The following is a 21512-nucleotide window of genomic DNA, read 5'->3' on the forward strand; positions in this document are numbered from 1 at the left end:
TGCGTCTATCTTTCTTTTCTCTATAGGCTTTCGCCGTCGGCGGCGAGATGTCCTGCTACGCGGGCAAAAATTTTTGGGCGGGAATCCGGCCGCACGTCCTCATCCCACGGAACCCACTCGATGTCCGGAAGTCGGCGAAACCACGTGAGCTGCCGTTTGGCATACTGCCGCGTCCGCCGCTTAATCCGCGCGACGGCCGCCTCCAGCGACTCCTCGCCCCGGATGACGCCGAGGAGCTCCTTGTAGCCGAGCGCCTGAAGGGCCGTCGCCTCCGGCGGGACGCCGGCGGCGAGGAGGCGCCGGACTTCATCCAGAAGCCCGGCGGCGATCTGCGCCTCGACCCGGGCTTCGATCGCCCGGTAAAGCGCCTCCCGGCGCATCGTAAGTCCGATCATAAGCAGATGAAACGGACTTTTTCGCTCGGGCGGCGGCGCATTGGGCAAAAGCCCCGCCCCCTCCCCCGCCAGCATCTCGAGCGCCCGGACGATCCGCCGGACGTCGTTCGCGGGGATGCGCCGGGCCACCTCCGGCGCCCGGATCGAAAGCTCCTGCCAGAGGGCGTGGGCGCCCTCCCGCCGGGCCCGTTCCACCAGCCGTCTCCGGAGCGCCCCGGGGCTCCCAGGCGCAAACCGATACTGCGGATAGTACACGACCGCATTGACGTAAAGGCCGGTGCCGCCGACGAGAAACGGCACCTTTCCTCGGGCCCGGATGTCCCGGATCGCGGCGAGCGCCTCCCGCTGATACCGGGCGACGGAATATCGCTCCCGGGGATCGGCGACGTCGATCAGGTGGTGCCGGATCCGTGCCCGCTCCTCCGGCGTCGCCTTGGCCGTCCCGATGTCCATTCCGCGATAGACCTGCATCGAATCGGCGGAGACGATCTCGCCGTCAAACCGCTCCGCCAGCTCGAGGGAAAGCGCCGTCTTTCCGACCGCCGTCGGACCGACGAGGGCGATGAGCACCCCGTCCGGCCGCCCGCCTGCCTCCGAACCCGTCATCGCCTTTCTCCTTCGGGTACCGCCGCGGCGCCGACGAGCCGGCGGCCGAAGGTAAACGACGCCTTTCGCGGCAGCACTTCAAGGCCGAAGCGGCGGAACACTTCGGCCTCCGGCCGCTCCTTGACGACGACCGCCTTCCGGGCGACCCTAAGCGCCGCCCGATACGCCTCCGGGGAAAGCGAATCCGGCGCGCCAAAGCGATAGAGCGGGCGGTTCGACGTCAGAGAACGGGCGACCGGCCGCCGAAACATCGGATCGAACAGTACGACGTCCACCGACCGGGCCGGCATCGCCTCCAGCACCGCCCGGTGATCGCCGTGGACAAGGCGGATCCGCCGCAGCGCCTCCCGCACCGCCGGGGGATGGTCCGGCGGACGGCGGACGGCCGCGTCGGAGAGGATGTAGAGGGGGAGGCTTTTTTCCACCGCCACGACCTCCCCCTCCGGACCGACGGCGTAGGCCGCGACGAGGGCGTCGTGAAGGAGCCCGGCGGTGGCGTCGAGCACCCGGTCACCGGCGGCGAGTCTGGCAAATTCCACCATAGGGTCAGTCTCTCCGGCCCGTAGGCGCTTTATACGGACGGCCGCCGTCCCCGGATGGAAACGGGTTTCGCCGCCGTCCGAATCGACGAGCCGGAGGCCGTCGGCGCCGTAGACGAACGCCCCGTCCGCCTGCCGCTCTTCGACGAGCGACCGGAGGGATCGTTTTTTTCGAGGAACGAACGGAAGGCCGTACCGCTCGGCCAGAGCCCGGGCCGCCCGAAGCGTCTCCCGATCGGCCTCGAGGGCCGTGGTGAAAAAGTAGCGCTCCGTCACGCTCATCCTCGTTCCGCGCGCACCCCCTTTAACGCCGACGAAACCAGCGCTCCAGCGTCTCCGGACCAAGCCGGACGAGGACCGGACGGCCGTGCGGGCAGGTGTACGGTTCCTCCGCTTCGGCCAGCGCCCGGAGAAGAGCCGCCATCGAAGCGTCGCCGAGCCGCCGGTTGGCCCGGAGGGCGCCCTTGCACGCCTTCGTCTTCAGCGCCTCATCCATGACGTGAAGGAGCGTCTCCACCGTTGCTGCCTCGCCGTCGGAGACGGCGATGAGGAGCGCCCGGGCCGCCTCCTCCTCCACCCAGGCGGGATATCCGGTCAGCGCGATGCGGCCGTCCACCGCGTCCAGCTCAAACCCGAGCGCCTGAAGCGCCGACCGGGCCGACGCCAGCGCTCGCGCCTCCGCCGGCGTAAGCGCAAGCTCGATCGGCACGAGCGGCCGGACGGTCCCCCCTCCCCCCGCTCGGGCCAGGCGCTTGAGCGCCTCATATCGCACCCGTTCCTCGGCCGCGTGCTGGTCGACGATGTACAGCCCGTCCTCCCCTTCGGCGAGGATGTAGGCGTCGTACAACTGAAGGAGCGGCCGAAGCGTCGGAAACGGCTGTTTTTCCCCGCCCGCCCCGGCCGGCTCCGGCGTCCCGACCGGCTCCGGCGTCTCCGGCGCCAAGCGCCCCTCATCGGCCGTCGGAAGCGGAAAAGCCGCCCGATCCCCCCGGCCGTCTCGCATCGCCGCAAGAAGCGCCCGGACCGCCGGCCGCATCCCGCCCGGATCCCCCGAAGCGGCGCCGGAAGACGGTCGCCGCCCGGTGTTCGCCCCGGCGGCGCCGTAGGCGGCCGACGCCTCCCGCACGACGCCCGGAGAAAAGGCATCCGGAAGGGGAAAACGGCCGCTCTGCTTCGGCGCCGGTCGGTCCGACCGGGGGGGATCGCCCGTCTCGCGAAAGATCGGCCCGAACGGAACCCCGGTGCGGCCGTGTTCCCCGACGCCAGCCGAAGGGGCCGGATCGTCGCCGGAAGGTCGCCCGGGCGGCCGCCGGTCGCCCGTCGGCCATCCCGCCGACGGGATGAGCCGCGCCCGATCGAGGGCCCGTCCGACGGCCCGGCGAACGAGGCCGAGCACGTGCCCTTCGTCGGCAAACCGCACCTCCCACTTGGCCGGGTGGACGTTGACGTCGATCAGCGTCGGGTTGAGATCAAGATAGAGAATCGCGTACGGATAAAGCCCCCGCAAAAGGCGCGTCTCGTACGCGTCCAACACTCCTTTGACCAAAAGCGGCGCCCGCACCGGCCGGCGATTGACGAACATGTAGAGCGGCTTCGACCGCCGGGCGAGCTCCGGCCGGCCGACGAACCCGGCCACCTTCACGTCGCCGGCGGTCTCTTCCACCGGGATCAGCCCGGCGGCGACGTCCGGCCCAAAGAGCTGCAAGACGACGTGTTCCGTCCGGCCGTCACCGGCCGTCTTCAGCCGCTCCCGGCCGTCGACGGCCAGCCGGAAGGCGATGTCCGGCCGCGCCAGCGCTTCCCGGACGACGACGTCCTCCATGTGGCCGACCTCGGTCTTGCCCGACTTTAAAAATTTGAGCCGGGCCGGGGTATTGAAAAAGAGATCCCGCACCTCCACCGCCGTGCCGAACGCCCCTTCCGCCGGCGCCGGACGGCCGATGACGCCCCCGGCGGCCTCGATCGTCCACGCCGTCGGCGCCTCCGGCGGCCGGCTCGTGAGGCGGACCCGGGCGACGGCGGCGATGCTCGGGAGCGCCTCCCCGCGGAAGCCGAGGCTCGTCAGGCGTTCAAGATCGCGAAGATCGCGGATCTTGCTCGTGGCGTGCCGATCGAACGCCGCCACGAGATCGTCCGGCGTCATCCCCTCGCCGTCGTCGACGACCGCGATCCGCCGAAGCCCCGCGCCCTCGATCTCGACGCCCACCGACCGGGCGCCGGCGTCGAGGGCGTTTTCGACGAGCTCCTTGACGACCGACGCCGGCCGCTCCACCACCTCGCCGGCGGCGATCTGGTTGGCAATTTCCGGACCGAGCCGAACGATCCGCCCCATCGTCTCCCTCCTTCACCGAGCCGCCCAAGACCCGGTCGAGCCCCGGCCGCCCGCGATGATCGCCTGCCCGACGGACGCTCGTCGGGCAGGCGGCCCTCCCGACGGGTTCACCGCCCGGCCGGCGGCCGGGCGTTTTTCGGTGTTTTCTCCGGCCCCGTCGAGCGCTTCGGCCCGTCGCTTTCGGCGGCCGCATCGGCGACGGGAGCTTTGTTGGCGGCACCGAGCTCCGCCTGCCACTCACGGAGCCGGTCGAACGCCTCCAGGGGCGTCATCCGCTCGAGGGGAAGCCGCCGGATCGCTTCCGCCACCCGGAGGGCCGCCGCCACCGCCGGGCTTTCGCCTTCCTGTTTCGCACCGGCGGCCGCGGGCGTCCGGTCGACCGGCTCGGCCGGAGACGTTCGGTCGGTCGTCTCGTCCGGGATCATCCGCTTGGCCGTCTCGACCGTGGTCGAGCCGCCGCCGTCAAAAAGCGTCGGCTGCTCTTCCGGCGTCCGGCCGCCGTAGCGCCGGACGAGCGCTTCCGCCCGGCGGATGATCCGCTCCGGGAGCCCGGCCCGAGCGGCGACGGCGATGCCGTACGAGCGGGAGGTCGCCCCGGGGCGGAGACGATACGTAAAGATGATCCGCTCCGCCTCGACCTCGACGCCCATGTGGACGTTCACCAGGCCCGAAAGCCGGCCTTCAAGCGCCGCCAGTTCGTGAAAATGGGTCGACACGAGCGCCTTGGCGCCGACGACGTCGTGGATGTACTCGATCACCGCGTGAGCGATGGCGATGCCGTCTTCCGTGGACGTCCCCCGGCCGAGCTCGTCGATGAGGATGAGGCTTCGGGGCGTCGCCTCCGTCACCGCAAGCCGGACCTCTTTCATCTCCACGAGGAACGTGCTTTCCCCCTGGACGAGGTCGTCGGCGGCGCCGATCCGGGTAAAGATCCGGTCCACCGGCGTGAGCTCCGCCGCATCCGCCGGCACGAAACTGCCGATTTGAAATAAAATCTGCGCCAAAGCGACCTGTCGCATGAGCGTGCTCTTTCCGGCCATGTTCGGCCCGGTGATGAGGAGGATCCGGCGCCGATCGTCGAGCACGACGTCGTTTTTGACGAACCGGCCTTCCGGCAGGACCGCCTCCACGACCGGATGCCGGCTTCCGCGAAGGACGATCCGGCCGTCGTCCCGGATCACCGGTTCGACGTACCGTCGCCGGACGGCAAGCTCCGCCAGCGCCGCCGCGACGTCGAGCTCCGCCAGTCCGTCGGCGAGGGCCCGGAACGCCTCGCCGCTTGCCTGCAGCCGTCCGATCAGCTCCGCATACAGCGCCCGCTCCCGGGCTTCGAGCCGCTCAACCCCCTCCCGTTCGGCCTCCTCCCACGCCCGGAGCGCTTCCGTCACATACCGCTCGCCGCCGGCGATCGTCTGCTTGCGGACGTACTCCGGCGGCACCCGGTCGAGATTCGCCTTCGTCACCTCGATGTAGTAGCCGAACACCTTGTTGTAGCCGACCTTGAGCGACCGAATCCCGGTCCGCTCCCGCTCTTCGGCTTCGTAGCGTCGAAGCCACGCCGACCCTTCTTCGAGCACCGCGCGAAGGCGGTCGAGCTCCGCATCGTACCCCGGCCGGAAAAAGCGGCCTTCGCCGGGGGCGGCCGGCGGCTCATCCGGAAGCGCCCGCTCGAGGAGCTCGAGCGCCGCCTCGATCGGCGCCGCCTCCGCGGCGAGAAAGGCCCGGACGACCATCGGTGCCCCTTCCGCCGACGAAAGCACCGCGCGAAGGCGAAGCGCCGCCCGAAGCGTCTCCCGGAGCCGGGCCAGGTCACCGCCGGACGGCGTGCCGAGGGCAAGCCGCGCCGTAAGCCGCTCCAGGTCGTACATCGCCTGCAGCGCTTCCCGCACCCGGTGCCGGAGGAGCCCCTCCCGAACGAAAAACGCCACCGCCTTAAGCCGCTCGGCGATCGCCGCCCCGTCGACGAGGGGCCGTTCGAGCCGCCGGGCGAGTCGCCGCCGCCCCATCGGCGTCTCCGTCCAGTCGATCACCTGAAAGAGGCTCCCCGCCGCCTCCCCGGACCGCTTCCGGCGGAACAGTTCCAGGTTCGCCCGTGTGTACGGGTCGAGGACGAGGGTCCGATCCCGGCGGTACGCCTGAAGCGGCCGGAGCGCCCGAACGAGCGCCGGGTAAACCCGCCGCACATAGGCGTAGAGGGCTTCCGCCGCCGTTCGGGCCGGCGGCGGCGCCTCCGGCGGACAGAACGCCGCCGGGTCCGACCCCTCCCGTGCCTCCGGCGCCCCGGGCGGATCAAACGGCGTCACCGGAACGCCCAACCGGGCAAAAAACGCCTGCATCCCCTCCGGCGCCGCCGCCGGCACGAGCACCTCCCGCGTCCGAAAGGCGATCAGTTCTTCGGCAACCGCCTGAAGCGTCGGCAAACGCTCTGCGAGCACCGCCCCGTCGCCGGTCGTGGCATCGACGAACGCCACGCCGTACGCGCCTTCCCGGCCGTACACCGCCGCCAGATGACCCGGCCCGTCGTCGACGAGCCCCTCCTCGACGGCCGTCCCCGGGGTGATGATCCGGACGATCTCCCGCCGGACAAGGCCTCGGGCGGTCTTCGGGTCTTCCACCTGCTCGCAGATGGCGACCTTATAACCGTGCTCGAGGAGCGTCCGGATATACCCTTCGGCGGCGTGCACCGGCACGCCGCACATCGGCACCCGCTCCCGGCCGCCGTCCCGACCGGTGAGCGTGAGCCCCAGCACCTTGTGCACCACGTGCGCGTCGTCGAAAAACAGCTCGTAAAAATCGCCGAGGCGAAAAAAAAGGAGCGCATCCGGCACCTGCCGGCGGAGCTCCAGATACTGCTGAAACATCGGCGTCAGTCCGTCCGCCATGGCCGTCACCGAGGCCATTATACCACACCCGCAAAGCCCGTCCACGGCCCGGCCGGATCGCCGCCCCACATGGCGAGGACGTCGTCCGCCTCCCGCCAGCGCCACCCGGCGTCCATCCGCGCCTGAAGCACCGCAATCGCCCGAAGCCCCGCCTCGGCCGGCGCCTCCGGAATGCCTCCGTCCCGCCGGCGGAGGACCGCCTGAAGCCGCCGAAGCGCCGCCCGGGCCTCCGGGCAGACGACGGCGTCCTCGCCGGCATAGTACCCCCGGACGACCGCAGGGGGAAGCGGATCCGCCGGAAGTGCCGCCTGCGATCGGACGACCGCCTCCGCCAGCGCGAAGGCCGCCCAGAGGAGCGCCGGATCGACGAAGAGACTCGGCAGCGTCCGATATTCAAACCCGCCGTGGGCCTTCAGGCGCACATCGCCGAGGCCGCCGTAACGGGGGCGCCGACGGCGGCCCGCCGGGTCTTCCAGACAAAAAAACGGCAGCGCCACGTACCGATCAAGCGCCCGAAGAAGCCGGGGCTCCGGCAAGATGCCGCTTACGTGCAGGTGGGTCCCCAGGGACAGACCCCCGGCCGGGCGGGCCCCGGCCCGGACGGCAAACGGCCGCCGGAGCCGCCGACGGACGGCGGCGATCGCCTGTCCGAACAGGGACGCCGCCTCCCGGACGACCGCTTCCGCCCGATCTTGGGGCGCCGGCCGGAGTTCGGCAATCGGGCGATGCGCGCGCCCCGACCGCCCCCGGACGACCTGCCGGTCCGTCCCGATCGGACCCGCCTCCGGAAACAAAAGCGACGCCGGGACGATCCTGCCGCCGGCGTCAACGATCAGCCATTCCAGATCGGCGCCGAACCGAAGCCCGCCTTCGCCTGCCCCCGCCGGAGCCGGAACGGTCCCGCCGGCCGAAGGCGGGGCGGTCCCGCCGGTCGGACCGACCCCCGCGGTCGGCCGGACGGCGACAATGCGGCCGCTTCGGCCGGCGTCGAGGAGGATGACCTCGCCGGCGTCCCGGCCGAGAAGATACATCGCCCGCCAGGCGGTGAGCGCAAGCCGGGCCGCCCGGCGGTCGCCGCCCCTCCGCAGCCGGTCGACGTCGGCCGCCCGGGACCCCTCCCCCGGCGCGTCCCGGGTGAACGCTTCGAGCAGACGGCGGTAAAAATCCGGCGGCTCGGCACAGGCGACGGTTCGGCCGTCCAGAACGATGCGAAGCAGGCGGGCGGTCCCGGCGGCCGCCGGCCCGGCGGCGCCGACCTCGATGCCGGCGGCGGCGAGCGCCGCCCGCTCCGCCGGGCGGAACGCTCCGTCGTTCTGCGTCATCGTCAGCGGAGATCTTCGATGATGATTTCCCCGTCGTCGAAGCCGTCGTCCTTTTCCTCTTCGTCATCCACCTCACCGCACGAAGGGGCGACGTAGACGCACAGCTTCGTCTCGCCGATCACCTCAGTCGAAAAGGCCTTTTCGACGACCACCTGCGCACCCGCGCCGTGGACCTTCGCCTCGACGGCGTTCGGCGCTTCCGTCACCCGCGTCCGCACCTCAAACGCGTCGCCGATGATTTCGCTGTCGAGAAACGAAAGCGGGATGCGCTCGACGTACTGGACCGTCTCCTTGGCCACTTCCGTCTTCGTGTTGTCGTCGTACGAGTACCAGACGTCGATGTCGTACGCGCCTTTGACCTCCACTTCATCGCCGGCTTTATGCGAAACAAACGTGTGGTTGATCACCCAGCAGCCGAGGATGCTTGACGGCGCGTGCGGCGTGGCGATCTGGTGGGTGGTCTGGCTCAGGCGGCTTCCCCGGGCCACCACCGCTTTGGTGATGATCTCCCGGGATGCCATCTCCGTTTCATTCGTCGCCATCGTCTTCGCTTCCCCCCTCCGGAGCGGTCGATACATCTCTATGCAGGGCGCTTGTCGGGGGTGAAGACGAAAAAAGCCGGCCCGATGGGCCGGCTTGCGCCCGCGACCGAGCGCGGGGCAGTCGATTCACCGGTCAGCCGATCCGATCCCGCTCCCGGAGCGCCGCCTCAAGCGCCGCCACGTCGTCCGGGGGCAGGCGGCCCGACTGGCCGCTCAGGACGTCACCGCCGGTGTCCTCGATGATGCGGTCGGTCACGGCGTTGGCGATCGTCGTCGTGATGAGCTGGAGGAGGTCGTTCACCTCCGTTTGGGCCGCCTTAAACTCCTGGACGATCGGAATCGCATCGAGCTCCGCTTCAAGCGCCCGGATTTCCGCCTCGACCTGCTCGAGATAGACCTTCTTGCCGAGGTGCTCCGCGTTGACCGCCTCTTTTTGCTTTCGCTTGATCTCGGCGATGAGGGAAGAGACGCGGCCGTTCGCCTTGATCTTCTGTTCGGCGAGCTGATAAAAGCGGACTTCCTCCGACTGAGCGATAAAATCGGCAAGCTCCCGGGCTTTGGCCAGGATCTCTTCCCGGGAACGAAGCGGAAAACGTCGAGCGCCCTCCGGCGCCGGCACCTGGGACATCGGCCTTCCCCTCCCGAAAGCTTGGCGTTCGGCGAGCTCATTCGTCGGCGCCGGCCCCGGCCGAAAACCCATGCCGGCGGCGCGGTCCCGGCCGCGATCGCATCCCCGCGGCGAACGCTTTCTTCGGCGCTCAGATCCGGCCCGACGGTCGGACCAGAGCTGCCGCGGGCGATCCGGTGCGCCGGAAGGTCGCGGGTCGCCGGTGATCCTTCGCCGGCGCTCAGACGAGCGCCGGCGCCTTCTGGTCGACGACTTCGCCGTAGAGCGTCCACGTCCTGGCCTGCGTGATGCGCGCTCGGACGAACCGGCCGACGAGCTCCTGCCCTCCGGCGAGGTGGACGATCTTGTTCGTCCGGGTGCGGGCGGTGAGGACGCCGGGATCTTTTTTGCTGGGCCCTTCGACCAGCACCTCGAGCGTCTTCCCGACGAGGGTCTTTTGCTTTTCGTAGGCGATGCGGGCGATTCGCTCGTTCAGCGCCGCGAGGCGGGCCTTTTTCACCGAAAGGGGCGTGTCGTCCGGCATCTTCGCCGCCGGCGTCCCTTCCCGCGGGGAATAAATAAAGGTAAACGCCGCGTCGTAACCGACTTCTTCGACCAGGGAGAGGGTCGCCTCAAAGTCGGCCTCCGTCTCGCCGGGAAAACCGACGATGAGGTCCGTCGTGAGCGAGACGCCCGGAATGCGGTCCCGGAGGGCCCGGACGAGTTCGAGGTACCCTGCCCGGGTGTACTTCCGGTTCATCCGCTTCAAGATGCGGTCGCTCCCGGATTGCACCGGGAGATGAACGTGCTCGACGAGGTTCCCGCCGAGGGCGAGGGCTTCGATCGTGTCCGCGTCGAAGTCCCGCGGATGGCTCGTCGTGAAGCGGACCCACGGGATGTCGATGCGGCGGACGTCCCGCAGGAGGTCGGCAAAGGTGTACCGGCGGGTCTGGAAGTCTTTGCCGTAGGCGTTGACGTTCTGACCGAGGAGCGTCACTTCTTTGTACCCCTGCCGGGCGAGGTCGCGGATCTCCGCCAGGATCTCTTCCGGCGGCCGGCTCCGCTCCTTGCCCCGGGTATAGGGAACAATGCAGTAAGTGCAGAACTCATCGCAGCCGTAGGAGATGTTCACCCACGCCTTGAGGCCGCCCTGGCGCCGCTTCGGCAGCCGCTCGACGATCTCGCCCTCCATGTTCCACACTTCGACGACCATTTCTTTTCCGAGGAGGGCGTCCCGAAGGAGGACCGGCAGCCGGTGGATGTTGTGGGTGCCGAAGACGAGGTCGACGTGGGGGTACTCGGCGAGGATGCGGGCGACGACGCCTTCCTCCTGGGCCATGCAGCCGGCGAGGCCGAGGACGAGGCCGGGCTTTTCCGCCTTCAACGTCTTCAGGCGGCCGAGCTCCCCGAACACCTTGTCCTCGGCGTTTTCCCGGATGGCACACGTGTTGAGGAGGATGACGTCCGCCTCTTCCTCCACCTCCGTCGGCCGAAAGCCCATGAGCTCGAGGATGCCGGCCATCGTCTCCGCATCGTGCATGTTCATCTGACAGCCCCACGTGTAGATGAGGTACGTCTTTCCCTCGCCGAGGCGGCGGAGCTCCGGCGAAAGCGCCCCGTCGAAGTAGACGACCGGGGCCTCGCCGCGGCTCCGCTTCCGGCTCAGGTCGATGACCGGCGCGGAGCGAATGATCGCCCGGCGGGTCATGCCCTTCACCCGGACGACGGCCTTGCCGTCCGCCTCCAGCCGGACGTCGAGCGGCAGCCGGGCCATGGCGGGGGAGACCGGCGCGGATTTTAAGTCCGTTCGGCCGTCCCGTTCCATTTTTGCTCGCTCCTTTCGTGAAATCATCTCATCGGATTATAACACAAAGGGCCCGTCTTACGCTTGATCGCCGGAACGTTTTTCGTTATGCTGGCAATGGATAAATTTTCATACTGCCTTGCGAAAGGAGCGACGACCGTGCTCGGTCGGGTCCTCTCCGGCGGCTTCGAAGCGTGGGCGAACCGCTTCTGGCCGCTCCTCGGCGCGTTTCTCCTCTTTACCGCCCTCGTCCTGATCCCGGCGGAGATCATCCTGGTGTACGAACGGAACCTGTACGGGGCCGACGCCCCCGGCCTCTGGTCGAACGTCGTGAGCGTCCTCCTCACCGCCATCCTCTCCCGGGGGTATTATCTCACCTTTCTCCGAGCGGTGCGGGGAGAGCGGCCGCAGGTCGGCGAGGTGCTCGCCTATCCCCTCGATTTCTGGAAGTACCTCGCCGCCGGCCTGCTGTACGGCGCCGTCGTGGCCGTCGGCTTTCTCCTGCTCATCCTTCCGGGCCTCTACCTCCTCGTTCGGCTGTCGTTTTTCCCGTACGCCATCGCCGACGGCCTCGGACCGCTGGAAGCGCTCTCCAAAAGCTGGCAGCTTACGAAAGGGCAGTTTTGGGGCATCCTCGGCCTGTTCTTCGTCCAGTTTCTCGTCCTGGTCGCCGGATTCATCGCCCTTCTGATCGGCATCTTGCCGGCGGCGACGCTGGCCACCGCCTTTCAGGCGAACTATTACGCGCGGCTCGCCGAAACCCCTCCGATCGAGGAAAAAGTTTCCCGCCCCTGACGACCGGCCGACCGGAACGGAAGGCAAAAAATGAGGCTTGTTCCCCCTCCTAGATGACGAATATTATTCTTCCCGGCCTGGTTAACGTTCGGTATTATGGCCGCGACCGCACGGGCCGGAACGGAACATTTTCCATGGAGGGGTCAGGGTGAACGGACTGGAAAAGCGCTTTGAACTGCGCGCCCGCGGCACGAACGTTCCGCGAGAGGTCCTGGCCGGTGTGACGACGTTTCTCACGATGGTCTACATCGTCGTCGTCAACCCGATCATCTTGAGCCAGGCCGGCGTGCCGTTTCAGCAGGTGTTCATGGCGACGATCCTCGCGACGGTGATCGGAACGCTCTGGATGGGACTTTTCGCGAACTATCCGATCGCCATCGCCCCCGGGATGGGGATGAACGCCTACTTCGCTTTCGCCGTCGCCGGCAGCGCCGGCGTGCCGTACGACGTCGCCTTCGGCGCGGTGTTCGTCGCCGGTGTGCTCTTTTTGCTGCTTTCGCTGACGCGCTTCCGGGAAGCCCTCATCCGGGCGATCCCGGACAATCTGAAGCACGGCATCACCGCCGGCATCGGGCTTTTCATCGCCTTCATCGGCCTGAGGCTGAGCGGCATCGTGACCAAACACCCGGAAAACCTCGTCACCCTCGGCGACCTCCGGGCGCCGGCGACGGCCCTCGCCCTCGGCGGGCTCCTCGTCACGGCCGTCCTCTTCGTCCTTCGCGTGCCGGGAGCGCTCTTTTTCGGCATGGTCTTCACCGGCGCCGTTGCCTACGGTCTCGGCATGCTCCGCTTCGACGACGGCTTCGTCTCGGTGCCGAGCATGCCGGAGTGGCTCGTGTTCGAAAGCCCGTGGCAGGCCGTCTTTGACGTCGTGCAACACGGCCTGTATGCCGTCGTCTTTTCGTTTTTGCTCGTGACGCTGTTTGACACGACGGGGACGATGATCGCCGTGGCCGAACAGGCGGGGCTCCTCAAAAACGGCACGATGCCCCGCGTCCAGCACGCCCTCCTCGCCGATTCCGTCGCCACGACCGTCGGCGCGATGCTCGGCACGAGCCCGACGAGCGCCTACATCGAATCGTCCACCGGCGTCGCCGCCGGCGGCCGGACGGGACTTACGGCCGTCGTCGTGGCGGCGCTCTTCATCCTGAGCGCCTTTTTCGCCCCGGCGGTCTCCGCCGTTGCCGGCCTGGCGGCGATCACGGCGCCGGCGCTCATCGTCGTCGGGAGCCTCATGCTGCAAAGTCTCCGGCACATCCGCTGGGACCGGTTCGAAGAGGCGTTCCCGGCCTTTCTCATCGCCCTCACGATGCCGCTTACGTCGAGCATCGCCACCGGCATCGCCCTCGGCTTCATCGCCCACCCGCTCTTGATGCTCTTTTCCGGACGAGGGCGGACGGTCCATCCGCTTCTCTGGCTGTTTGCCGCGTTGTTTCTGGTGCAGCTTCTCTTTTTGCCGCACGTCTGAGGTCAAGCGGCCGAGGACCCGATCCGTCCGCCCGGCCGGCGGAGCGCATGGCGACGCCGTCGGGATCGTTCGAGGAGGGCCGATCCATCCGCCCGGCGCACGGAGGCCGGTTTCGCCGGGCGGCATTTTTATGGCCGCTGTTCATCGCCGCATTTGACGGCCGCCTTTTTATCACCGTCGAGGACCAAGGAGGTTCGCCGCCCATGGACGGACACGGACCGGTGGATACGGTGTTTCTCGAAGGGATGCTCTTTTTCGGCCGGCACGGCGTCTTTCCGGCGGAAAAAGAAAAAGGCGGGCGCTTTACCGTCGACCTTCGCCTGACGGTCGACCTCGCCCGAGCCGGGGAGACGGACGCCCTCGCCGAAACGATCGATTATGAAAAAATATACACCCTCGTCCGGGACATCGTCGAGGGACCGCCCAAAAACCTCCTCGAGGCGGTCGCCCGGGACATCGTCGAGGCGTGCTTCCGTTTCGATCCGCGGGTCGCGGCGGCGGAGTGCACCGTGCGGAAGCTCGACCCGCCCTTTCCCGGGGCGCTTTCGGCCGTTGGCGTCACCGTCCGGCGCCGGCGTCCCCAGGAGGCCCGGCCGCACTGACCGGCCCCCGATCGGCGCGCCGAAGCGCTCCGGCTGCATCGACCGCCTCCCGACCGGCGCCGCCGGTCACCAGATCGTCGCGCCGCCGTCGACGACGAGCGTCGTCCCGGTGATGAACGACGCCGCGTCGGAGGCGAGAAAAAGGATCGCTTCGGCGATCTCCCCCGGTTCGGCCGCCCGGCCGAGGGGCGAGGCCGCCGCCAGCCGCTCGCCGACGTCAGGCCGGGCAAAGAGGTCTTCCGTCATCGGGCTCCGCACCCAGCCGGGGGCCACGGCGTTGACGCGAATCCCAGGGGCGTAGCTTACGGCCATCGCCCGCGTCAGGGCGAGCACGCCGCCTTTGCTCGCGGTGTAGGCGTGGGTGTCGTTCGGCGCCGCCTGGCCGACGAGGGCATCGTCGGAGGCGACGTTCACGATGCTTCCGCCCCGCTCCAGCATGAGGGGGATGAACGCCCGGGAGACGAGAAAAACGCCGGTCAGGTTCACCGCGAGCACCCTCGCCCACGTCTCGACCGCCACCCGATGGACCGGTCCGTCGCCGAGCGGCCGGCCGCTTGTGCCCGCGTTGTTGATGAGCACATCGATCGAAGGAAACGCCGCCCGAACGGCGGCCGCCGCCTGTTCGACCTCGCCCGGTTCGGCGACGTCGACGCGAAGCCACCGCGCCACGGTGCCGAACGCCCGTCCGGCTTCGCCCACCGCCCGCTCGGCCTCCCGCCCTTCCGCTTCGCGGACGTCGAGCAAAAACACCGCCCGCGCGCCTTCCGCCGCCAGCCGCACGGCGACTTCCCGGCCGATGCCCCGGGCCGCGCCGGTGACGACGGCCACTTTGCCGACAAAACGCCGCCCGGCCTCACTTTTGTTCACGGGTCGCATCGATGGTCGCATCATGCCGTCCCCCTTTCAGACCCGAGCAAGCTTTTCATCATGAACCGTCATCCGAGCCGTAAGCGACGCCGACGATCCGGAGGTGCTGCTTCCGCCCCTCGATCGAAAACCACACCTCGTCGCCCCGCTTTCGCCCGAGCACGGCCTGCGCGATCGGCGCGGTAAAAGCGACGAGGTCGTCCTCCCAAAACTCCGCCGCCTCGTCGACGCCGACGATCGTAAAGCGCCACCGCTCGCCGGCAAATTCACCGCCGATCCCCTCGACAACGACCGTCGCTCCGAACTGGACGACGTCCGTCGGGGCCGCCGGAGGCGGGGCGACTTCCGCCTCGGCGATTCGCTTTTGCACTTCGTTCAGGCGTTCATAGAGCACGGCCGGGACCGGCACCGCCGGATCGCTTTCGGCGTGTTCGGCGCGCCATCGCTCGATCTCCGCTTCGAGCGCGGCGCGTTTTTCCTCCAGAAGTTTGAGTCCCCGCGGCGTCACCCGGTTCGGCGTGCCCGGCGGGAGGTCGGCAAGGGGCGGCACGATGAACGGCTCGTTCGGAAGGTCGTCTTTCAAAAACGCTTTGCTCATCGCGGCCTCCCTCCTCACCAAGCGGGATTGAAAGCCCATCAACATCCCGTGTCGTCGTCGCCCGACCACCGGCTACAAACGGCGCCGGCGCACGGCGCCGGAAGCGCCGTCCCGTTTTCCTCCGGCCTGCTCGAGCGTTAGACTCCCCCGGCAGCGGAGCGTGCGTCGAGGGCCGATCATGCCTTCGCATCCGACGTCACGGCTTCAAGCCGCCTGATCTTGCCCCGGATGACCTCCACGTGCGCCAAAGCCGCCCGGCGCCCCGTTTCAATGAGCCCTTCAGGATCGTCGACCCACACCGTCGCCCGATAGCCGTCCATATCCGGCGTCATGAGAATGTCCGCCTCCCGGTTTCGGCATTGAATGAGGTGATGTCCGGCGATTTCCAGGCTGCGCATGAGCACATCGTAAATGTGACGAATTTCGGCGACGCGGGGCGCCGGGGAAACATCCACACCGATCACCACGTCCACTCCCATTTGCCTGAGCACGCCGGCCGGGACGCGCGCGACGAGTCCCCCGTCGACCAGGACCTTGTCCTCGACAAACACCGGCGTAAAGATTCCCGGAATCGCGATGCTGGCCCGAACGGCCACATCGGCCGGCCCTTCCGTGAAAACGACCATTTCACCGCTTTTAAGATCGGTGGCGATGACGGCGGTCGGAATGGCGAGGTCTTCAAGTCGCTTGCCCCGCGTTAAATCCCGAACGAGCGCTTTGAACCGTTCGCCCTTAAGCAGTCCGTAGCGGGGGGCCGACACGTCGACAAAGCGGCGCCACTCCAGCGTCCGGGACAGTTCCTGCAGCCGCCCGACCGGTAGACCGCTCGCATACAGCACGCCGATGAGCGCCCCGACACTGCTTCCGGCAATCGCGTCGATCGGAATGTCTGCCTTTTCCAACGTTTCGATCACGCCGAGGTGAGCCAGCCCGCGAACGCCGCCTGCGCCCAGGGCCAGACCGATTCGAGGTCGCACGTGTGCCTCCCTCCGCGCAAACAAACTTCCGCCTCCTCTTGGGCTCAAGAATTCCCGGCAGCCGTTTTTGTGCCGCTTAATAGGATAACCGAACTTCAGGCAGCCTCCAAACTCTCATCCCCCGCAGGAGGATCAGAATGGGCCATCGCTCCCCAACCGCGCTTTCTTTCTCTGAACCAGCGATTTCGGCGCCGGGCATCGACGGGCCGCCTTGGCGCGCGCCCAAGCCCTGAAAGACTTGAAGCCGGGCGGCGTCCCCCTCGCCGAGGTCCTGGCGGTCGGCGTGCCGATGTTTCTGGTTCACGCGCTCCCGGGACCGGAAGAAAAAATGCCCGCCTCTTTGTCTCCCTCGGCCCGGCCGAAACGGGCGACGAGAAAGCGCTCGTCCGCTGGGCGGAAATGCTCGCCGATCCCACGTTACATGAAGCCTTGCTCGCAAGAGCCAAGCCGCACCGACCCAAAGAGGCCGCATGGGCCGCGGCGGAGGCCGCTTTTCGCCTCATCCCGACCTCTTTGCGCTGGCTTTTTGGGTTTTTTGGGCATGATGAGCATAAACGGAGCGGGAGTGCGGAAGGGATGCTCTTAACCGAACGCCGCAAAGAATTCCTGCGCCACGTGATTGAACTTTATCACAAAACGCAGTTCCCCGTCCACGACGAAATCCTGGCCAAAGCGATCGGTGTGAGATAAGCGGACGTCGTACGACATGGTGAAGGGGCTGGAAAAACTCGGCTACCTGATCCGCGACTCCGTTCTGTCTCCCGGCGCCGTGGGCCGCTCCCAGGTCGTCTTTATCCCAAGCCTGAAGGCGATCCGGCTTTTCGAACAAAAAAGGGTCGAAAAAGAAAAGGCCTGGGAGAACGAGTGGCCCGAGGTCAAGGCCAAAATCCTCGAGGCGCTGGATCGGGTCAAAAGCCAGGGCCTTCGCGAAATCGTCCAAACGTTTCTGCACGAGCTCGTGCACGCCGGATCGCGGGCCGCTTTCGGAGCGTGGTTCTTCGGGCTCCTGCTCGCTTATCTGCGCCAGCTCGACCGGAAAACCGAAGCGCTGATCCGAAACCTCCTCTCCCATGTGCCGGCCGGAAGAACGTGCCTTGCACTCCTCATCGGCACGGTTTTCGGCATCGTCGCACAAGCGGAAGGACGCGATCTGGACCTCACCATGGCCGAACTCATCGGCCGGTATGTGCAGTCGATGGTCGAACTGACCGAGCAGGAGGTCCGCTTACTGGACGACTTTCTGCGGGAAGCATGCCTCTAAAGGGAAACATGGAGGCGGGCGTTTCTCCGCCGTATTTTTGGGTTTTTTGGGTGCTTGAGAGAACAACCAGGAACCAAAAAACGGGCGGGTGTCGAACATGCTGGACGCGATGGCCCGGTGGGTCGTCAAAAAGAGAGTCCTCATCGTCATGCTCTCCTTGCTCCTTCTCATCCCGGCCGGGTACGGGATGAACCATACACGCATCAACTACGACATCTTGGCCTATCTTCCGGAGCGCCTCCCTTCGGTCCAAGGGCAGAACATCCTGAACCAGGCCTTCGGTTACGGCGGTACGGGCATCCTCATGCTCAAAAACAAAAGCGACGTCGAAGCGGAAGCGCTCAAGGAGCGCCTCGAACAGATCGACGGCGTCGAAGCCGTCACCTGGATCAGCGACCTGGCCGATTTGGCCGTCCCCCGGGAATTCTTGCCGGCGGAACTCATCGACCAGTTCTATGCCGATGACGGCACCCTGATGCAAATCCAGTTTCAAGAAGAAGCCGCCTCCCTCAAAACCGATCGGGCGGTTCGGGAAATCAAAGCCGTCTTAGGTCCCGACGCCTACTTTGCCGGTACGCCGCCGATGCTTGCCGAGCTGAGGGCGCAGCTGGAAAGCGAAATGCCCCTCTATTCGCTGGCGGCCGTCCTTTTCACACTTGTGCTTCTCGGACTCACCCTGCCGTCGTTTCTCCTTCCCGTTTTGATTCTCCTGTCCATCGGCGTCGCCATCGTGTACAATCTCGGCCTCTCGTACTACCTGGGCGGCTCGATGTCCTACATCACCGCCGCCGTCGCCGGCGCGCTGCAACTGGGCGTAACCATGGATTTTTCCATCTTTCTCGTCCACCGCTACGCCGAAGAGCGGCGCACCAAAGACAAAGAAAGCGCCATGGCCGACGCCATCCGCCACACGGCGCAGGCGATCTTGACCAGCGCGGCGACGGCGATCGCCGGTTTTTTGGCCATGACGGCGATGGCGCTCGGGATCGGCGGCGATCTCGGAATGACGATGGCCCGCGGCGTGTTCATCAGCGTGCTGATGATTTTGACCTTGCTGCCGTCGTTGATCCTGATCTTCGAACCGTGGATCGAGCGCTTTCAGCACCGCACGTTCGTCCCCGATTTCGACGCCCTCGCCCGGCGGATCGTCCGCCACCACAAGCCGATCTTTGGACTCTTTTTACTTCTGTTCATCCCCGCCTGGATCGGTTATGCCTCGGTGGACGTCGTCTACGACATCGATCGGCTCATGCCGAAGAATCTTCCGGCCATCCAAAATCTGGAGGCGATCCGGCGGGTCTTTCCCTCGACCGAATCGGCTTTTCTGATCATGGACGATACGCTCTCCGCTTCGGAACGCACGCACATCGTGAAACAGATCGAAACCTTGGACGGCGTGAGGCGCGTGATCGGCCTCGACACGCTGATCGACCCCACCGTGCCGGAAGCGTTCGTCCCGGAAAACGTCAAAGCGATGTTCGCCCAAGACCGTTACAACCTGTCCATGATCCAACTGACGTACGGGGCGTACGACGAGCGCACGACCCGGATGATCGAAGCGGCGGAAGCCATCATCCGCCCTTATGCGGGGCACGCCTACTTGACGGGCCAAGCGGTGCTCCAAAACGATCTCGTGACGACGGTCCAAGACGACAGCCGGCGGGTCGACCTGATCTCCATCGTCGCGATCTTTTGGATCATCCTCATCGCCTTTCGTTCCCTCGCTTTGCCCATCGTCCTGGTCGGAAGCATCGAGCTGGCCATTTTGTTCAACCTGGGCCTCGACTTTTACCTCGGCCGTTCCATGCCCTTCATCGGCACGTTTGCCATCGGCGCCATCCAGCTGGGGAGCACGATCAACTACGCCATCTTACTCGTCACCCGCTTTAAAGAAGAACTGGCCCGCCAGGAGACGAAAGACCCGAAAGCGGCGATGGCGCGCGCCGTATCGGCCAGCGGCGGCGCCATCCTGAGCAGCGCGCTGGCCCTGTTCGCCGCGGTCATCGGCATCTGGATGGTGACCGACATTTCGCTCCTCGGCGATCTCACCTTCATGATCGCCCGCGGCGCCCTCATCTCGCTCACCGTGATCGTTTTCTTGCTCCCGGCCGTGCTGCTCACCCTGAGCGGTTTCATCGCCCGGACGACCGTCGGCTGGCCAAAGCAACCGTCCTGAAGCACGGGCCCCGACGTCCGGATGCACCGACCCAAGAAAGAAAGGAGCGAAACACGATGGGAAAAGCATTCCGAAGCGCGTGGACCCGCGGGGTATCGATCCTGCTCGCCACCTCCCTGGGGATGCTTTCCGGCTCCGGCGTCTTTGCCGAAGAGCAAGAAGGTCAAACGACGGTCACCGATCACGAAACGGTCTATGCGCTCCTCGACGCCGCCGGCAGCGTCCAAAAGACGATCGTCGTCGATTGGCTGCACGTCAAGGGTCACGGCCGGATCTCCGTCCGAGACGCCGGTCCGCTCGAGAACATTACGAACTTAAGCGGCCGGGAGATGCCGACCGTCCAGGGCGACGCGATCGTCTGGACGCTCGACGTGGACGGCGAACATGACCTCTTTTATTCCGGGGAGACGTCCAAAGCGTTGCCGGTCGAGGCGGCCATCGCCTATACCTTGAACGGCCAACCGGTCGAGGCAAAGGAGCTCGCCGGAAAAGACGGCCGGGTCAAAATCGAAGTGCATCTTCAAAACAAGCTCAAACAGGCCCGGTCCAACCCCTCCGTCGATGAAAAAGGCGGGACGCGCACCGCGGAAAAAGAACGGTATACGCCGTTTCTCGCCCTGGTGAATGTCAATATCCCGGTGGATCGTTTTCGGGACGTGCAAACCGGAGAGGCGATGACGGTCGTGACGGGGAAAACGATGAGCGCCACCTGGATGGTCGTGCCCGACCCCGAGGCGACCGTCACCGTGGAGATGACCGGGAACCACATCGAACTCGATCCGATCACCATCACCTTAATCCCCGGGATCCCGCCGATGCCGACGATGCCGGTGGACCCGGCGCAGATGGAAAAACTCGCGGAAGGGATCGAAGATCTCGCCTCGGCCCTCGCCGAACTGGATCGGGGTTCCGCGCAGCTTCCCGCCGGCATCCGGCAAATGAAGTCCGGTTTGACCGAGCTCGCGGAAGGATTGAAACAGCTGGAAAGCGTGAGCGACGCGCACGCCGCCGTGCTCGACGAGCTTCTCTCCTCCCACGAGCAGCTTATCGCCCTGGCGCAGGGGCTTAAAGCCAAAACGGCGTCGTTGCAAAATCCCGAGCTTCAGGCGTCTTTGGACGCGCTCCTTCAGGGATTGCAAAAAGAAAAAGAGGCCCTGACGCTTCTGAAGCAGGGAGGAACGTGGCAAGGGCGGCCGTTTCCGAGCCTCAAAGCGCTTCAGGATGGCCTCCGCGCCTCTCGGGAAGGCGCGACCCAACTGACAGGGGCCGCCGATCAAGCGGCAAGCGGCGCGGATCGACTCGCGGCGGCCGTCCGCAGGCTCTCCGGCGGGACGGCGACGATGGACCGCGAACTCCGGGCGGGCTTGGGACAATGGAACGAAGCCCAGGCCAGGATGGAGGCCCTCCAATCCTTAGCCGCCGCCTATGACACCTTCATCGGCAAACCCGACGGGGCCAAAGGCGACGTGCGCTTCATCCTGAAGAGCGAAGCGATTCAACATCCGAAAGAGAAACCCGCTCCGGATACCCAAGCGCCACCGGCGACGCCCGCCGCTCAACCGCAAGAAAAACAGCGTCCCTTCCTGGAGCGGATCTGGGCCTTTTTCTCTCGCCTGTTTCAGCGGTGAGGGCCATGCCGCACGGAGCCATGCCCCGTTTCCCATCCTGACGCCGCCAGCGAGCTTGGAAAGCCGTGCCCTGCCGCCGCTGCAAGAGCACCGATGGGGCAGGACTTCCCC

The 21512-nt window shown here is 66.8% G+C and carries 18 protein-coding genes; 7 read left to right on the plus strand and 11 right to left on the minus strand.

The annotated features are described in order from the left end of the window. Positions 1-20: 20 nt before the first annotated feature. The 8 genes from miaA to miaB all read right to left on the minus strand — a co-directional run bounded on the left by miaA (position 21) and on the right by miaB (position 11077). Positions 21-1001 (minus strand): tRNA (adenosine(37)-N6)-dimethylallyltransferase MiaA, encoded by a 981-nt coding sequence (gene miaA / locus SA87_RS01100; protein WP_066197790.1) that lies wholly within the window; start codon positions 999-1001, stop codon positions 21-23. Next, positions 998-1816, minus strand: coding sequence for a class I SAM-dependent methyltransferase (locus SA87_RS01105; protein ID WP_169793292.1), 819 nt, complete (start codon positions 1814-1816; stop codon positions 998-1000). The genes miaA and SA87_RS01105 overlap by 4 nt, the downstream gene beginning before the upstream one ends. 28 nt (positions 1817-1844) lie before the next feature. Beyond that, complete coding sequence (gene mutL / locus SA87_RS01110) at positions 1845-3872, minus strand: DNA mismatch repair endonuclease MutL (protein ID WP_066197794.1); 2028 nt, start codon at positions 3870-3872, stop codon at positions 1845-1847. Positions 3873-3979: 107 nt separating this feature from the next. Further along, positions 3980-6754: a DNA mismatch repair protein MutS gene (gene mutS / locus SA87_RS01115; RefSeq protein ID WP_245637596.1), complete on the minus strand. Its 2775-nt coding sequence runs from the start codon at positions 6752-6754 to the stop codon at positions 3980-3982. A 17-nt stretch (positions 6755-6771) separates the two neighbouring features. Continuing rightward, positions 6772-8076 (minus strand): putative amidoligase domain-containing protein, encoded by a 1305-nt coding sequence (locus SA87_RS01120; protein WP_066197799.1) that lies wholly within the window; start codon positions 8074-8076, stop codon positions 6772-6774. 2 nt (positions 8077-8078) lie between these two features. Then, a complete protein-coding gene (gene cotE, locus SA87_RS01125; protein WP_245637591.1) occupies positions 8079-8654 on the minus strand; it encodes an outer spore coat protein CotE in 576 nt (191 codons plus the stop codon). A gap of 97 nt (positions 8655-8751) precedes the next feature. Next, complete coding sequence (locus SA87_RS01130) at positions 8752-9246, minus strand: YlbF/YmcA family competence regulator (RefSeq protein WP_066197806.1); 495 nt, start codon at positions 9244-9246, stop codon at positions 8752-8754. A gap of 220 nt (positions 9247-9466) precedes the next feature. After that, positions 9467-11077 (minus strand): tRNA (N6-isopentenyl adenosine(37)-C2)-methylthiotransferase MiaB, encoded by a 1611-nt coding sequence (gene miaB / locus SA87_RS01135; protein ID WP_415579161.1) that lies wholly within the window; start codon positions 11075-11077, stop codon positions 9467-9469. A 111-nt stretch (positions 11078-11188) separates the two neighbouring features. Here miaB and SA87_RS01140 point away from each other — a divergent pair, with 111 nt between their 5' ends. From SA87_RS01140 to folB, 3 genes are all read left to right on the plus strand, one after another. Continuing rightward, positions 11189-11824: a DUF7847 domain-containing protein gene (locus SA87_RS01140; protein WP_169816876.1), complete on the plus strand. Its 636-nt coding sequence runs from the start codon at positions 11189-11191 to the stop codon at positions 11822-11824. Between the two features lie 148 nt (positions 11825-11972). Continuing rightward, on the plus strand, positions 11973-13292 hold the full coding sequence (locus SA87_RS01145; protein ID WP_415579162.1) for an NCS2 family permease: 1320 nt from the start codon (positions 11973-11975) through the stop codon (positions 13290-13292). 203 nt (positions 13293-13495) lie between these two features. After that, positions 13496-13894 (plus strand): dihydroneopterin aldolase, encoded by a 399-nt coding sequence (gene folB, locus SA87_RS01150; RefSeq protein WP_245637592.1) that lies wholly within the window; start codon positions 13496-13498, stop codon positions 13892-13894. Positions 13895-13960: 66 nt separating this feature from the next. On the opposite strand, the gene SA87_RS01155 is transcribed toward folB, so the two are convergent. The 3 genes from SA87_RS01155 to SA87_RS01165 all read right to left on the minus strand — a co-directional run bounded on the left by SA87_RS01155 (position 13961) and on the right by SA87_RS01165 (position 16336). Next, the gene (locus SA87_RS01155; RefSeq protein WP_211258094.1) at positions 13961-14782 is read right to left on the minus strand and encodes an SDR family NAD(P)-dependent oxidoreductase; all 822 of its coding nucleotides are present in this window, start codon (positions 14780-14782) and stop codon (positions 13961-13963) included. A 37-nt stretch (positions 14783-14819) separates the two neighbouring features. Next, positions 14820-15359: a GreA/GreB family elongation factor gene (locus SA87_RS01160; RefSeq protein WP_066197815.1), complete on the minus strand. Its 540-nt coding sequence runs from the start codon at positions 15357-15359 to the stop codon at positions 14820-14822. A gap of 176 nt (positions 15360-15535) precedes the next feature. Continuing rightward, on the minus strand, positions 15536-16336 hold the full coding sequence (locus SA87_RS01165) for a patatin-like phospholipase family protein (protein WP_066197820.1): 801 nt from the start codon (positions 16334-16336) through the stop codon (positions 15536-15538). Positions 16337-16735: 399 nt separating this feature from the next. Between SA87_RS01165 and SA87_RS12465 the strand changes: the two genes are divergently transcribed. The 4 genes from SA87_RS12465 (at position 16736) to SA87_RS01185 (ending at position 21401) form a co-directional block, all read left to right on the plus strand. Continuing rightward, positions 16736-17026, plus strand: coding sequence for a hypothetical protein (locus SA87_RS12465; RefSeq protein WP_066442009.1), 291 nt, complete (start codon positions 16736-16738; stop codon positions 17024-17026). Between the two features lie 16 nt (positions 17027-17042). Then, the gene (locus tag SA87_RS01175; protein ID WP_066442006.1) at positions 17043-17597 is read left to right on the plus strand and encodes a hypothetical protein; all 555 of its coding nucleotides are present in this window, start codon (positions 17043-17045) and stop codon (positions 17595-17597) included. 97 nt (positions 17598-17694) lie between these two features. Beyond that, on the plus strand, positions 17695-19773 hold the full coding sequence (locus SA87_RS01180) for an efflux RND transporter permease subunit (RefSeq protein WP_066198074.1): 2079 nt from the start codon (positions 17695-17697) through the stop codon (positions 19771-19773). Between the two features lie 56 nt (positions 19774-19829). Beyond that, the gene (locus SA87_RS01185) at positions 19830-21401 is read left to right on the plus strand and encodes a hypothetical protein (RefSeq protein WP_066197824.1); all 1572 of its coding nucleotides are present in this window, start codon (positions 19830-19832) and stop codon (positions 21399-21401) included. Positions 21402-21512: the final 111 nt, after the last annotated feature.

Origin of the sequence: Hydrogenibacillus schlegelii (genome assembly GCF_001653195.1) — a bacterium.
Classification (GTDB): Bacteria; Bacillota; Bacilli; order Thermicanales; family DSM-22653; genus Hydrogenibacillus; species Hydrogenibacillus schlegelii.

Excerpts from the sequence above, each read along its gene's own strand:
- miaA (WP_066197790.1), bottom strand. The coding sequence starts at position 1,001 with ATGACGGGTTCGGAGGCAGGCGGGCGGCCGGACGGGGTGCTCATCGCC.
- mutL (WP_066197794.1), bottom strand. The coding sequence starts at position 3,872 with ATGGGGCGGATCGTTCGGCTCGGTCCGGAAATTGCCAACCAGATCGCC.
- mutS (WP_245637596.1), bottom strand. The coding sequence starts at position 6,754 with ATGGCGGACGGACTGACGCCGATGTTTCAGCAGTATCTGGAGCTCCGC.
- SA87_RS01120 (WP_066197799.1), bottom strand. The coding sequence starts at position 8,076 with ATGACGCAGAACGACGGAGCGTTCCGCCCGGCGGAGCGGGCGGCGCTC.
- cotE (WP_245637591.1), bottom strand. The coding sequence starts at position 8,654 with ATGTATCGACCGCTCCGGAGGGGGGAAGCGAAGACGATGGCGACGAAT.
- SA87_RS01130 (WP_066197806.1), bottom strand. The coding sequence starts at position 9,246 with ATGTCCCAGGTGCCGGCGCCGGAGGGCGCTCGACGTTTTCCGCTTCGT.
- miaB (WP_415579161.1), bottom strand. The coding sequence starts at position 11,077 with ATGATTTCACGAAAGGAGCGAGCAAAAATGGAACGGGACGGCCGAACG.
- folB (WP_245637592.1), top strand. The coding sequence starts at position 13,496 with ATGGACGGACACGGACCGGTGGATACGGTGTTTCTCGAAGGGATGCTC.
- SA87_RS01155 (WP_211258094.1), bottom strand. The coding sequence starts at position 14,782 with ATGCGACCATCGATGCGACCCGTGAACAAAAGTGAGGCCGGGCGGCGT.
- SA87_RS01160 (WP_066197815.1), bottom strand. The coding sequence starts at position 15,359 with ATGAGCAAAGCGTTTTTGAAAGACGACCTTCCGAACGAGCCGTTCATC.
- SA87_RS12465 (WP_066442009.1), top strand. The coding sequence starts at position 16,736 with ATGCTCGCCGATCCCACGTTACATGAAGCCTTGCTCGCAAGAGCCAAG.
- SA87_RS01175 (WP_066442006.1), top strand. The coding sequence starts at position 17,043 with ATGGTGAAGGGGCTGGAAAAACTCGGCTACCTGATCCGCGACTCCGTT.
- SA87_RS01180 (WP_066198074.1), top strand. The coding sequence starts at position 17,695 with ATGCTGGACGCGATGGCCCGGTGGGTCGTCAAAAAGAGAGTCCTCATC.
- SA87_RS01185 (WP_066197824.1), top strand. The coding sequence starts at position 19,830 with ATGGGAAAAGCATTCCGAAGCGCGTGGACCCGCGGGGTATCGATCCTG.